This window comes from Brucella pecoris (assembly GCF_006376675.1).
Taxonomy (GTDB): domain Bacteria; phylum Pseudomonadota; class Alphaproteobacteria; order Rhizobiales; family Rhizobiaceae; genus Brucella; species Brucella pecoris.
Window position 1 is genome coordinate 406,671 of the sequence record NZ_VEWK01000002.1, and the last position, 13,531, is coordinate 420,201.

Sequence of the window (13,531 nt, forward strand, 5' to 3'; positions counted from 1 at the left end):
TGTCGTAACTTTCTGAATTCAAAGGCAAAACGCATGAAACCGAAAATCTTCATTGATGGCGAACACGGCACCACCGGCTTGCAGATCCGCACCCGTTTGGCCGAACGCGACGATCTTGAAGTGATCTCCATTCCGGAAGCCGAGCGGCGCAACAAGGATTTGCGCGCCGACTGTCTGCGCTCTGCCGATATTGCGATCCTGTGCCTGCCGGATGATGCGTCCAAAGAAGCGGTTTCCCTTCTCGAAGGCCATAACTCGACCCGCATCATCGATACCTCGACCGCCCATCGTGTGCACCCGGACTGGGCCTATGGTTTTGCGGAGCTGGCCAAGGGCCAGCGTGAACGCATTGCCGAAGCGCGCCTCGTTGCCAATCCGGGCTGCTATCCGACCGGCGCGATTGCGCTTGTCCGTCCGCTCCGCGATGCGGGCCTACTGCCTGCCGATTATCCGGTGAGCGTCAATGCCGTCTCCGGCTATACGGGGGGCGGCAAGCAGATGATTGCGCAGATGGAAGACAAGAACCATCCGGAGCACCTTGCTGCGAATAATTTCCTCTACGGCCTGCCGCTCAAGCATAAGCACGTGCCGGAACTGCAATTGCATGGCCGTCTGGATCGCCGCCCGATCTTTTCACCCAGTGTCGGACGCTTCCCGCAGGGCATGATCGTGCAGGTTCCCCTGTTCCTGAGCGAACTCAAGGGAACGCCATCACTTGCCGCGATTCATGCCGCACTGACAGAGCATTACGCTGGTCAGGACATCGTCGAGGTCGTACCGCTTGAAGAAAGCACCAAACTGGCGCGTGTCGATGCGGAAGAGCTTGCTGGCAAGGACGGCATGAAGCTTTTTGTCTTCGGCACCGAAGGCGACGGAGAGGTCAATCTGGTGGCGCTACTCGACAATCTTGGCAAGGGTGCATCGGGCGCGGCAGTCCAGAACATGAACCTCATGCTCGGCAAAGCCTGATGACGACGAAGCCGATGTTTCCCATAGAATGGAATATCGGTTCATCGGAGCCTCTGGCAGATACACATTCAAGCCTCGTCTGGAAGGTCGAACGCAGCGACCATCCGGGCGAGATTTTTGTCGTCAAGCAGTTGAAACCAGCCGGAATGGACGAACTGCGCGGCGCGCATTATCTGGACTGGCAGGATGGCCATGGTGCGGCACGATTATACGGCCTCAAGGGCACATCGATGCTGCTCGAATATGCGGGCGACTATCACCTCGATGCGCACCTGAAACGCGGCAAGGACGCCGAATGTCTACAGATATTCGGCGAGGTTCTGAACGCGCTGCATACGCCCTCTCCTGCCCCGATACCGGCTGACCTGCAACCTCTGGAGAAGCACTTTTCCGGTCTCTTCGCGGTGGCGCATGAAAGCCCTATCTATGCGGAAGGCGCGTCTGTTGCAAAGCGTCTGCTGGCGACGCCGCACAAGGCCATTCCGCTGCATGGTGACATTCACCATGAGAACATCATCAAGGGACCACGAGGCTGGCTCGCCATCGACCCGCACGGGCTGGTCGGCGACGCAGCCTTCGATGCAGCCAATATCTTCTACAATCCGCTCGACCGGGACGATCTATGTCTCGACCTTGAACGTGCCCGGCACATGGCCGAGCATTTCGCACCGGTCATCGGGTGCGAACCGGCCTATATTCTGGATTATGCCTTCGCCTATGGCTGCCTGTCAGCCGCATGGCATCGTGAAGATGGCAACGATACGGACGAAGCGCGGGAACTGAAGATCGCGTCCGCGCTCAGACACTTGCGCCAAATGGCTTATACCGCGTAAGCGCCCTTTGTTGCGCGCCAGTGCGCGACCGCGAAGGCCAGAACGATCAGCGCAAAGAACTGATGCGTCAGGCCCAGATGCAGCGGAACGCTCATCAAAAGCGTCGCAATGCCGATAACGGCCTGCACCAGAACAAGGCCAACCAGAACAACGGTGCGGCGCGCATGGGTGGTGCCGGGCGCCTGTTTCCACACCTGCAGCGAATGCAGGACCGCCAGAACCAGAACCGTATAGGCGAACATGCGGTGCACGAACTGCACAGTTTTCGGGTTTTCAAACAGGTTGCGCCACCATGGCGACTGGATGAACAGATCTGACGGGATGATAGCACCATCCATCAGCGGCCATGTATTATAGGTCAGACCGGCGTGAAGCCCGGCCACCAGACCGCCCAGATAAATCTGCACCAGAACTGCGAACACGACCCATCCGGCAAAGCGCTGGATCGGCCTTTCCGCCGGTCGTTCGCTATAGGTGACAAGCCCGCGCGCAATATAGAACACTGCCGTTATGATGATACAGGCTGTCGTCAGATGGATCGCCAGACGGTACTGGCTGACACTTGTCAGCTCACTCAGGCCGGAAGCGACCATCCACCAGCCGATGGCGCCCTGCAAGCCGCCGAGCGCGAGCAAGCCCAGCATACGGTACTTAAGACCGCCCCCGAGACGCCCGGTCACCCAGAAGAAGGCGAGCGGGACAGCAACCAGAAATCCGACAAAGCGCGCCAGCAGGCGATGCGCCCACTCCCACCAGAAAATATACTGGAATTCTTCAAGAGACATGCCCTTGTTGATCTGCTGGTATTGTGGAATCTGGCGATACTTGTCGAACTCTTCCACCCATTCGGCATGGTTGAGCGGCGGAATGACGCCGTGAATGGGCTTCCATTCGGTGATGGAGAGGCCCGATCCGGTCATACGGGTGGCCCCGCCAACCATGACGATAGCAATCAGCACGACGAACACCGCATAAAGCCAGTATCGCACAAGGCGACGGTCACGATCCTCTTTCGATGATCTGGAACCCTGCCCTACACGCTGCGCCGTTGCTGCCGTCATGCCATTCACCCTTCGATAATGAGCCGAAGGATACATGCAGCATCGACCTGTGAGTTACAAGTTCATGTCACGCGACATGCCGCCGCGTTTTTGCCCTTTCACTGTCCCTTCTCACGCGCTAGTGATGTGCCGGGAAAAGGAGAGATGCATTATGCCCGTTCGGCTGAAGAAACTGATCGGCACTTTTTTGCTGGTTTCACTGGTCATCATCTATGCGGTGTTCGCGACCATCATCGCCGTGGCGCATCTTGCTGAATCGAGTGCCTGGGTGCATCTCCTTTATTTCTTCGTGACCGGCATTCTCTGGGTTCTGCCAGCCATGGGCATCATCTGGTGGATGGCACAGCCACCACGCAAGAAACAACACTAATCTCATTTGAGGATGTTGCAGGTGATGGCGGGCGAAGTTACAGCGCGCATCCTGACGGATTTCAGCGAGATCGGTCAGCTATGGACCTATGACTCGGCCATACATGGTGCGCCGCAATCGCTCGCATGGATCGATAATTGGCGCGCAATTGTCAATGCTGACAGTTTCGTGGTTGGGCTGTTTGACGGCGATGATCCAATCTTGGCTGTGCCGCTGGAAGTCGTCAGCCAGAACGGCGCGAAAATTGCGCGCTATCCCGGCGGGAGCCACGCCAATTGCAATTTCCCGTGGCTGTTGAAAGACCGTGGTGCAGACATCGAACGAAGCGCGACCCGGCAGATGATCGATGCAATCCGAAGAACACGACCCGATATCGATGCGCTCTCGCTGACACGTCAGCTTTCCGAACTGCAAGGCGCAGTCAATCCGCTGCTTGCTCTCGCAAAAGCGCCTAATCCAAATCCGGTTCTCGCTGCTTCGCTCGATGGCGGCTTCGATGCCGTGCTTGGTCGCGGCAATCGCAAGCGCAAACTGAAAAAGCATCGCCAGCATAGTCGCCGATACGAAGAATGCGGTGGCTGGAGAATTGCTAGCCCTCAGAACCATGCGGAATCGGACACGGTTCTCGATCTGTATTTTGCGATGAAGGCACAGCGCTTCCAGCAGATGGGCATCCGTGACCCTTTCGCCGACGAGAATGTGCGCAATTTCTTCAAGGCATTCTTCGGCCAAGGCCTCGCGAAAAGTCAGGACGTGAGCGAACTCCGCTTTCTTGAAGTTGGCGGAACCATACGTTCGATCATCGGAAAGCTGCTCTGCGATTCAGGGCCGACCGTCGAATTTGGCGCAATCGCAGAAGACGAACTGATGACGGCAAGTCCGGGGGAGTTTCTCTTCTTCGAGGACATCAACCGCAGTTGTGACAACGGTCGTTCGATCTACAGTTTCGGTATTGGTGATGAGCCGTATAAGCGCGAATGGTGCGATATCGAGCGCACGATCTATGACACGCTGGTGCCGCTTTCCGCCAAGGGGAGGCTTTTCACGGCGCTTCAATCAACCCGCAATGCGGTTGCCGGAAGTCTCAAGCGCAATCCGCGTCTTTGGGACATGGCCAAGGCTCTGCGCAGCAAGCTTGCAAAACGCTAGAAGCCGTTAGCAATCTGATTCAGAAACGCAGACTAAGGCACTGTTCTTGAATCACAATTGACAATCAGGCCGTTTCGTCCATCAGAATAATGACGTCTTCATAACCACCTTGATCAAGGTCCAGAGCGGCCAGCGCAACGCCTTTGTCATCCGGATCAACGATACTCATCACGACGGAAGCAGGCCCATCGGCAATGCGTCGAATCTGCTCCGAAGATGACGGACCGCACTCCACCACAACGAAATCATAAACCGTTTCCAGTGCGTCGAGGATGAGCGGCAACCGGTCGGCGGAGCGCATGGCGACTTCAGGATCGGCCTCGCCCAGCGGTACGACATGAGCCTGCGAGAACCGGTCACTGTGGATGACCTCGTTGAAGCGGCGCTCGCTGGTCAAAAGCTCAGTAATGCCAGGCAGATGCGTGCCGTCCAGCATGGCAAGGCCAACAGTTCCCTGCGCGGTCATGTCCACGAGAATTGCGCGTTTGCCACGGTCGGCGAACTCTCGCAGCAGACGCACCGTTCCCGCCGATGCTTTATCGCCTTCGGGAGAGACGACCACGATGCGCTTCAACTTTCCACCGGCGAGCAGATCGGCAACAGCCTCCACACCATTGGGATTGCGCTGTCTCGTCTCGCGCTGCTTGATCATTGGAAACTCCTCCACGGATTTCCTTATCTCGGAAACCGACGGCTTCGCTGCAAACGGCATAGTCCATGAACGACGTGGTGCCGCAATCGTTTCCTCGGAAACAGCATCAATACGTTCGGACATGGATGGCGGTATGGCAGCGGCTTCAACGGCGGCAGCAATAACCGGCATTTCGATTTCTTCGACTGCCGCAACCCTTTGGCCATCCGCCGCCACAAATGCACGCCCGCTGAACAATTCACGCAGGAGAACGAAAATCGACAGCAACAGCAGGCCAGCCGCAAAGGTCGAACCGACAATCGGCAATATCATCGGATAATAAGGTACTGCGGGTGCTTCGGGGGATGAAAAAACCCGGGCATCGACCGGCACATAATTACGGTCGGTGCGCGATGCGGCTTCGCGATAGCGTGTCAGATAGGTTTCCAGAAGCTGGCGCTGCGCCGTCGCCTCCCGCTCCAGTGCACGCAACTCCACTTCCTGATCGCCCGCCTGCGCCGCCTGGGCCTTCACGCGGTTGAGCTCGCGATTGAGTTCGTCCTCGCGAAGCTTTGCCGCGGAGACTTCATTGTCCAGGCTTGCAACGAGCTTGCGGCCTTCCAACCTGATCTGCTGGTCGAGATCGGCAAGCTGCGAGCGTAACGCCTTTATGCGCGGATGACCGTCCAGAAGCGTCGTCGAAAGGTCCGCAATCTGGGCGTTGAGCTGGATGCGTCTTTCGGCAAGACGCTGCATCATGCCGGACGCAATGACATCCGGCAGCGTGTCGATGGAAGCACCCGAGGCGAGCGCTTTACGAATGCTTTCCGCTTTGGCTTCCGCCGAAGCACGGCTGGTGCGAACCCGCGTAAGTTCGGTGGAAACTTCCGAGAGCTGCTGTGTCGCAATCGTGCTATTGCTCTGTCCGGTCAGAAGCCCGCGCGAAGCACGGTAATCGGCAACCTTCTTTTCCGCATCGCGAACACGGTTGCGCAGGTCGTCAATTTCGGGAGCAAGCCAACCGGTGGCATCGTCGTTCGACTCCAGTTTCGCGGCCTGTTGAGACAGGATGTACTGACTGGCAAGCGCATTGGCGACGTTTTTAGCTGTCTCGGGATTTGCCGACGTGTACTGCACCACGATGACGCGCGAAGCGGTCACAGCGAAAACCTGCATGTTCTTGCGCAGCTTCTGCAAAACGCGCTCTTCCGGGGTCAGTCGGGCGGGATCGGTTCGCATGCCGAGCATGATGAGAAGGCGGGTCCACGGCTTCACTTCCGTCGTCGTGAAGGCTTCATTGCCGGTCAGCTTGAGTTCGTCGGAAACTTTCTTGAGAAGATCGCCGGAGGAGAACACCTCGACCTGGCTCTTCACGCCTTCGGCGTCGAAGACAGGTCGCTCGGCTGCTGTCTCGCCATTGGGACGGGTATAGATGGATTCGCGAGCCTCGATCATGATGCGGGCTTCGGCGCGATAATCCGGCGTCAGAAGAAGACAGATGGCCCATGCGAGTGCCGCCATGAGGAGCGCGCCGACGACAATGAACAGCCAATGACGGCGCAGGCTTGCAAACAGCGCACCGATATCAATATCTGCGTCCCTTGATAACGGATCGACTTCTGCCATTCCCCATTCTCCATGGACTTCGCGAGTGCGCTTGCGCGCGTGATCGCTCTCGCCCGCGTGGGGTAATGCACCCCCGAATCTGGCCGGAAGGTAAAGGAACAAGGTAACCAGAGGGTTAAGCAGGATAAGTTCCCAATTGTCAGCGAGGCATAAAGATTTTGCGCCGAACCCTGTCTTCTTTACCAGCCATTAACCCTAATCAATCGATAACGCTTGCAACCGATATTCGTAATCGCGCTGTCAGTACCGCGTCGATTGCGTTCGTAAGAAATATTGCTTTTCGGAAGAACCGAGGCGGATGATGACGGCGAAGACAATTCACAACAAGCGCAAAGGCCACGCTCTGCTCGTGGCACTCGGCCTTGCCGCCATGACGCTTTCCGCCTGTTCCAGCTATCGCCCTGCCCCGCCTGCTTTCCACGAGGCGCTGAACCAGCCTTACATGCTGGATGCTGGCGATCGCGTGCGCATTACCGTTTTCGAACAGCCGAGCCTCACCAACACCTATAGTGTCGATCAGGCCGGCTACATTGCCTTCCCGCTCGTCGGCAGTATTCCGGCGCGTGGCAAGACATCCAAGCAGCTCGAGGGCATCATCGCGTCCAAACTGCGCGGCGGTTATCTGCGCGATCCTGACGTCAGCGCGGAAATCGACCGCTACCGCCCGATCTTCGTAATGGGTGAAGTTGGCGCCGCTGGCCAGTATTCCTATGTTCCGGGCATGACCGCACAGAAAGCAATCGCCGCCGCTGGCGGCTTCAGCCCGCGCGCCAACCAGGAGAATGTCGATATCACGCGCCAGTTCAACGGCAAGGTTCTGACCGGCCGCGTGCTGATTTCGGATCCTATCCTGCCGGGCGACACGATCTATGTGCGCGAACGTCTGTTTTGATGGCGATTGATGGCCGATGACACCAATGTCCCCCCACTGCGCATCGTCCACTGTTTTCGCGAACCGACCGGTGGGCTCTTCCGCCATGTTCGCGATCTCGTGGGCCTGCAAGCAGAAAAAGGCCATGCAGTCGGCATCGTCTGCGATGCAACAACCGGCGGCCCGCGTGAAGACGCACTTCTGGAAGAATTACGGCCAAAGCTCGCGCTCGGCCTCCATCGCATTGCCATGCAGCGCCACATCGGACTGGGCGATGCAGCAGCCGCACTCAAAGCATACCGCATCATCAAGAAATTGCGGCCGGACATATTGCACGGACATGGCGCCAAAGGTGGTGTCTATGCGCGATTATTCGGCTCAGTCTTACGGGTATTTAGGTCTCGCGTAGCCCGTATCTATTCACCGCATGGCGGTAGCCTGCATTTCGACCGGAAGACGCGCCGTGGTGGCGCCGTCTTTCTGCTCGAGAGAATGCTGGCTCCGATGACCGACGCGGTGATGTTCGTTTCCAACTTCGAAAAGCGTATCTATGAAGAAAAGGTAGGGCGGCCCTATGGCCTCCATGCCGTCGTATATAACGGTCTGGCGGAAGAAGAATTTATATCGGTCGCAGACGCGCCCGGTGCCAGTGACTTTCTCTTTGTCGGCACGATGCGTGAGTTAAAAGGACCGGACCTCCTGATCCGCGCCCTTGCCCGCTTGCGCGAACAGCATCAGCGCAATTTCACCGCAGCCATGGTGGGAGACGGTGCGGAAAAGCCCGATTTCATTGCTCTCGCTGACGAACTTGGCGTTTCCGGGCAAGTCCGCTTTTTGCCCGGAATGGCGGCGCGAGAAGCTTTCGGTTTGGGACGGATAATGGTGGTTCCGTCGCGCGCCGAAGCATTTCCCTATATCGTGCTGGAAGCGCTCGCAGCCGGAAAGCCGGTCATCGCCAGCAATGTCGGCGGCATTCCTGAAGTGTTCGGACCTCGTTCCCCGGCATTGGTGGAACCCGAGGTCGAGGCACTGGCAAACAAGATGCTGGGCGCTGCGGATGATCTCCTAACATTTCACGCCGCAATGCCCGATGTAATCCGGCTGCATGAGCGTTTCAGCCTTCCATCCATGGCGCACTCGATCGAAACCATTTATTTCGAGGCGCATCCGGATCGGGCAGTACCGGAAGACTGACCGCTACCGCCCTTCCCATCAACCCGCCATTGCAGCAAAGGGTTCGGATGCGGATATAGCCCTGTCGAACTGTGACCGAAATCCGCCTCGCGCCGCAAAATAGATATAGTGGAACGCATCGGCACGCCCGCCGATGAGCGAAATATCCTCGCGCTGCCATTGCCAGGGCAGCATATCGAGCTTGTCTTCAAACGGGTCCGATATGGTGGCCGACCAGAAAGCAGCAATGCCATTCGGCTTGAGCGCCCTTTTCACAAGCCTCAGACCGCCATCTTCATAGATGGCTCCATTGGCCGCGCGGACGGTAAAATCCGGCCCGTTATCCGTATCCATCAATATGGTATCGTATCGGCCCGGCTCTGCGCGAAGAACATCCATAACGTCTGCAACCCGAACATCGACACGCGGATCATTCAACGGATGGTCGGCAAGATGACCGATATGGGTCCGGTTCCAGTCCACGATTTCCGGGACAAGCTCGCAAACCGTCACCCTGGCATCAGATCCGAGCAAATCGAGTGCTGCCCGAAGCGTGAAGCCCATGCCAAGCCCGCCGATAAGCATATGAGACACCTGCCGACCGTGAAGACGCAGCGATCTTTCGGCCAGTACCGTCTCGGACTGGAAATTGACGTTGGACATCAATTCCAGGCCGTTGTAGCGAATTTCGTAGATATGGTCGCGTTTTCGCAACAGAATTTCATCGCCGGCAAGATTGCCCGCTCTAGCCAGTTCGGCCCAAATAGTCATGATCAACCCTAAAGCACCCTCCAAAGCGGCTGAAACCAGTTCGGATAAAGTGCATTAAAACAAACAGTTAATGCGACCTTGCAGGGTCGCAGCTTGAATTGCTCTCATCAGGATTTTTTGGGTCGCTGTGCGGTCAGGCGCGCAGCAACCCCATGACATCGTCCGATCTGGTGCCGATCAGAAGTGGAAAGAGAGCCGGTCTGTTGGCGGCAATATGTGCCGAACAGTCCAACGGCGAAATGCCGCTTGCAGCTTTATCTTCCAACGGTTTCATATTGTCGTCCTAGGCAATATAGTCAGACAAGGCAAGCCTCGTGTCGGTTTGCCTTGCGACAACTGGCGCATATTGGTTCCCGCCGCCAATGCTGTAACAGTATGGGCAGGAACCATATTATTTTAGCTGTCACTAACAATAACGACTTTCAGCCGGGTGTTTACTAGTGGATTGAATTTGACGTTTGAATCCCGACCAACTGAAACGCTGTTTCAAACGCCAAATTCGAAAAATCCACTAGATTCATAAATCTTGCTAGTGGTCTTTTTGATTCCGACATTTGTCCGACGCCAGTAACCGAGGGATGCAAATGTCGGAATCAGACCACTAGGTATTCGCCAGATGTTTAATTGAGTGTTTACCTAAGTCAAAAGCTTGTCATGCTGCGTTTATATTCTGCTTAGGACTCTCGGTCTAATTACTACGCTGTCATTTTACGATCAGGGGCAATGTTGTGCGAGATAACAATGGGCTTTCTCCATTTGGCCGCAAAGCCATGGAAGCCAACGGCAAACAGGATTCCGGACAAGACTCCAAGCCACGAGGCCCGGTGAAACTCAGTCCGCTGGCCCGCCAGATGGCCGAGCAATATCAGCGCGACACGTTTTCGCCGCTGATGTTGAGCGGCGTCATGCGCATGGTAGAGTTCGGCCTCGTCTTCTTCTCCGGCATTCTGAGCTTCCTGCTTTACGTCGGCATTCGCACGCACCTTATCTTCTATTATCCGCTTATCATGGTCGTCGGCGGCGCGCTTTTCGTCCTGCTGATGGAAATCAATGACGGCTATCAAATCAACGTTTTGCGCAGTCCCGGGCGCTATCTGCGGCGGCTTTTCATCAGTTGGGCTGCTGTGCTCGGCACCCTTGCCATTGCCGGCTTCCTGATGAAGGCGTCTTCCGATTTCTCACGCGGCTGGTTCCTTTATTGGGCGCTCAGCGCCTGCGTGATGCTTTTGCTCTCACGCATTTTCATCGCCTGGAAAATCAAGCGCTGGGCACGCAACGGTACCATGGAACGTCGCGCCGTCATCGTCGGCGGCGGCCCCAATGCAGAAACGCTGATCCGTTCGCTGGAACAGCAGCCCGACAATGATATTCGCATCTGCGGAATCTTTGACGACCGCGACGACAAGCGTTCGCCGCCCATTGTCGCGGGTTACCCGAAACTCGGCAACATCAACGAATTGATTGAGTTCGCGCGCATCGCTCACATCGATATGCTGATCGTGTCTCTGCCGATCAGCGCCGAGGCGCGTGTGCTGGCTCTGCTGAAGAAGCTATGGGTTCTTCCGGTGGACATTCGCCTGTCAGCGCTCAACAATCACCTGCGCTTCCGCCCACGTTCCTACTCCTATGTCGGCGCGGTGCCGATGCTGGATATTTTCGACAAGCCGATCAACGACTGGGATTCCGTCGTCAAACGTGTCTTCGACGTCGTCTTCAGCGTTCTGGGCATCGTTCTTCTGTCGCCGATCATGCTGGGCACAGCGATCGCCATCAAGCTGGATAGCAAGGGCCCGGTGATCTTCAAGCAGAAGCGACATGGCTTCAACAATGAAGTCATCAATGTCTGGAAGTTCCGGTCGATGTATACTGAAATGTGCGATCCGACGGCCAAACAGGCTGTCACCAAGGACGATCCTCGCGTAACGCGTGTCGGGCGTTTCATTCGCAAAGCTTCCATCGATGAGCTGCCACAGTTCTTCAACGTCCTCGCAGGCTCCCTGTCGCTCGTCGGCCCGCGTCCGCATGCAGTCGCAGCCCATTCGCATAACGTACTCTACAATGAGGTGGTCGACGGCTATTTCGCACGTCACCGCGTAAAGCCCGGCGTCACCGGCTGGGCACAGATCAATGGCTGGCGCGGCGAAATAGACAATGAAAACAAAATCCGTATGCGCACGGAGTTCGATCTCTACTATATCGAAAACTGGTCGCTCTGGCTTGATCTCAAGATCCTGTTCCTGACACCGATACGGCTTCTCAACACGGAAAACGCCTATTGATCAGCGTGGCGGAAAGGTTTGACGGCAGTCCGCGTCCAGCCATGATGCCGCCGGTGGATGTGGCGCGCAAACGCGCGCTCAACCGTCTCATTGCCAATACCGCAATTGGCATCGGCGTATTTCTGCTCGGCTTTGTGATGAGCGAGCCTGCGCCCTATGAACTTTATATGGTCGGCCTGATCGCGCTGGCACTGCTGTTCGGACTGCGATTGACCCGCACGAGCCTTGTGCTGCTGGCCCTCTTCGCCGCATTCAATTTCGGCGGCATGATTTCGGTCATGCAGATGGCGGACGTCAAAAAGGCCCCGCTCTATATCGCCGTTTCACTCTTTCTGGCTTTCACATCGGTGTTCTTCGCCGCTGCCATAGAAGGTGATTACAGGCGTCTCAGAACCATCTTCAACGCCTATCTTCTTGTCGGCGTGCTTTCTTCCGTGCTCGGCATTGCAGGCTATCTCGGCCTCTTTCCCGGTGCCGAAATCTTCACACGCTATGGGCGGGCGCAAGGCGCATTTCAGGACCCCAATGTCTACGGACCCTTCCTGATACTACCCTTGACCTGGACGCTTTATCGCGTCATGCGCGGCGGTGTGCGCGATGCACTTGTCTATCTGCCTTTCTGCTGCCTGCTCATGCTTGGGGTTCTGGTGTCATTCTCGCGCGCTGCGTGGGCGATGGTTCCCCTCTCCTTCGCCATTCTGTTCGGCGTGCTCTTTCTGCAAAGCAACAACAATCGTTTTCGCCTTCGACTGATCGCAATCGGCCTGCTCGCCGTTGTAACGATTATTCTCGCGATCCTGATTATTCTGCAAATTCCCGGCGTCGGCGATTTCTTCCGGGAGCGCGCACGCCTCGAACAAAGTTATGACAGTGCAAGGCTTGGACGTTTCGCGCGGCATTGGCTTGGAATGATCCTCGCCACCCAGCATCCACTCGGCATCGGTCCACTCGAATTTGGGCCTATGTTCGGCGAGGATACGCACAATATCTGGCTCAAAGCCGTTCTCGACTATGGCTGGATCGGTTTCATAGCCTTCCTGACGCTGACATTTCTGACGCTCGGGATCGGTTTCAAGCTTCTGTTTCGCAATCGCCCGTGGCAGCCATATCTCCTGGTCGCTTACGCGACTTATCTCGGTCATGTCCTGATCGGCAACGTCATCGACACCGATCACTGGCGTCACTTTTATCTTCTTTTCGGGATCATCTGGGGTTGTGCAGGGCTGGAATACAGGTATCAGCTTTCACCCAAACTCAGAGACCAGCCAGGAGGGCAGCGTCTTGCAATTCGTGATATACGCCGCAGCAGCCCTCTTTGAAATTGCCGGATGCTTCGCCTTCTGGGCATGGTTGAAGCTCGACAAATCAGCGCTCTGGTTGGCACCGGGCATGGTGTGCCTTGCATTGTTCGCCTATCTGCTGACCCTCATTGAAAGCAATGTGGCCGGTCGTGCCTATGCTGCCTATGGCGGCATCTACATCATCGCGTCGATCCTGTGGATCTGGTTTGCCGAAGGCGCCCGCCCGGACCGTTGGGATGTGGTCGGCGCATGCATGGCTTTCGCCGGCACTTGCATCATCCTCTTCGCACCGCGATCCTGAGCTTTCAGCAATGCCGGAATGTCATGTGCAATTTGTCAGTTTCCGGAAATTAGGCCTTGCGTGCCAAGACGTTATATTCTACGGCTTTTCCCGGCTCGGAGCGTAGCGCAGCCCGGTAGCGCACTTGACTGGGGGTCAAGGGGTCGTGGGTTCGAATCCCGCCGCTCCGACCAATTTCTTCCCCAAACCTTTATTT

The 13,531-nt window shown here is 56.6% G+C and carries 13 protein-coding genes and 1 tRNA gene; 10 read left to right on the plus strand and 4 right to left on the minus strand.

What is annotated here, in order from left to right:
• Positions 1-33 precede the first annotated feature (33 nt).
• Positions 34-969 (plus strand): N-acetyl-gamma-glutamyl-phosphate reductase, encoded by a 936-nt coding sequence (argC, locus tag FIB18_RS05310; protein WP_140019754.1) that lies wholly within the window; start codon positions 34-36, stop codon positions 967-969.
• Complete coding sequence (locus FIB18_RS05315; RefSeq protein WP_140019755.1) at positions 969-1,802, plus strand: aminoglycoside phosphotransferase family protein; 834 nt, start codon at positions 969-971, stop codon at positions 1,800-1,802. The genes argC and FIB18_RS05315 overlap by 1 nt, the downstream gene beginning before the upstream one ends.
• Here FIB18_RS05315 and FIB18_RS05320 read toward each other — a convergent pair.
• Entirely contained in the window at positions 1,790-2,863 is a 1,074-nt protein-coding gene (locus tag FIB18_RS05320; protein ID WP_140019756.1) for a COX15/CtaA family protein, read from the minus strand. The genes FIB18_RS05315 and FIB18_RS05320 overlap by 13 nt on opposite strands.
• Positions 2,864-3,014: 151 nt before the next feature.
• On the opposite strand from FIB18_RS05320, the gene FIB18_RS05325 reads away from it, so the two are divergent.
• Positions 3,015-3,233, plus strand: coding sequence for a DUF2842 domain-containing protein (locus tag FIB18_RS05325; RefSeq protein ID WP_010661115.1), 219 nt, complete (start codon positions 3,015-3,017; stop codon positions 3,231-3,233).
• A 24-nt stretch (positions 3,234-3,257) separates the two neighbouring features.
• On the plus strand, positions 3,258-4,382 hold the full coding sequence (locus FIB18_RS05330) for a GNAT family N-acetyltransferase (RefSeq protein ID WP_140019757.1): 1,125 nt from the start codon (positions 3,258-3,260) through the stop codon (positions 4,380-4,382).
• A gap of 64 nt (positions 4,383-4,446) precedes the next feature.
• Here the strand turns inward: FIB18_RS05330 and FIB18_RS05335 are convergent, their stop codons facing one another.
• Positions 4,447-6,639 (minus strand): GumC family protein, encoded by a 2,193-nt coding sequence (locus FIB18_RS05335; protein ID WP_140019758.1) that lies wholly within the window; start codon positions 6,637-6,639, stop codon positions 4,447-4,449.
• Positions 6,640-6,940: 301 nt separating this feature from the next.
• Here FIB18_RS05335 and FIB18_RS05340 point away from each other — a divergent pair, with 301 nt between their 5' ends.
• Positions 6,941-7,531, plus strand: coding sequence for a polysaccharide biosynthesis/export family protein (locus FIB18_RS05340; protein ID WP_012092328.1), 591 nt, complete (start codon positions 6,941-6,943; stop codon positions 7,529-7,531).
• A 9-nt stretch (positions 7,532-7,540) separates the two neighbouring features.
• Positions 7,541-8,704, plus strand: a complete 1,164-nt coding sequence (locus FIB18_RS05345; RefSeq protein ID WP_140019759.1) for a glycosyltransferase family 4 protein — start codon at positions 7,541-7,543, stop codon at positions 8,702-8,704.
• 18 nt (positions 8,705-8,722) lie between these two features.
• On the opposite strand, the gene FIB18_RS05350 is transcribed toward FIB18_RS05345, so the two are convergent.
• On the minus strand, positions 8,723-9,454 hold the full coding sequence (locus FIB18_RS05350) for a spermidine synthase (RefSeq protein WP_140019760.1): 732 nt from the start codon (positions 9,452-9,454) through the stop codon (positions 8,723-8,725).
• A gap of 133 nt (positions 9,455-9,587) precedes the next feature.
• Positions 9,588-9,728 carry a hypothetical protein gene (locus FIB18_RS24795; protein ID WP_158295698.1) on the minus strand — a complete coding sequence of 47 codons (141 nt, stop codon included), beginning with the start codon at positions 9,726-9,728 and terminating at the stop codon, positions 9,588-9,590.
• 496 nt (positions 9,729-10,224) lie between these two features.
• Here FIB18_RS24795 and FIB18_RS05355 point away from each other — a divergent pair, with 496 nt between their 5' ends.
• The 4 genes from FIB18_RS05355 (at position 10,225) to FIB18_RS05370 (ending at position 13,508) form a co-directional block, all read left to right on the plus strand.
• Positions 10,225-11,733 (plus strand): undecaprenyl-phosphate glucose phosphotransferase, encoded by a 1,509-nt coding sequence (locus tag FIB18_RS05355; RefSeq protein ID WP_210296039.1) that lies wholly within the window; start codon positions 10,225-10,227, stop codon positions 11,731-11,733.
• Between the two features lie 44 nt (positions 11,734-11,777).
• Entirely contained in the window at positions 11,778-13,052 is a 1,275-nt protein-coding gene (locus tag FIB18_RS05360; protein WP_407921846.1) for an O-antigen ligase family protein, read from the plus strand.
• On the plus strand, positions 13,015-13,335 hold the full coding sequence (locus FIB18_RS05365; RefSeq protein ID WP_140019763.1) for a YnfA family protein: 321 nt from the start codon (positions 13,015-13,017) through the stop codon (positions 13,333-13,335). The genes FIB18_RS05360 and FIB18_RS05365 overlap by 38 nt, the downstream gene beginning before the upstream one ends.
• Positions 13,336-13,431: 96 nt before the next feature.
• Positions 13,432-13,508: transfer RNA gene (locus tag FIB18_RS05370), tRNA-Pro, on the plus strand.
• The last annotated feature ends 23 nt before the right edge of the window (positions 13,509-13,531 follow it).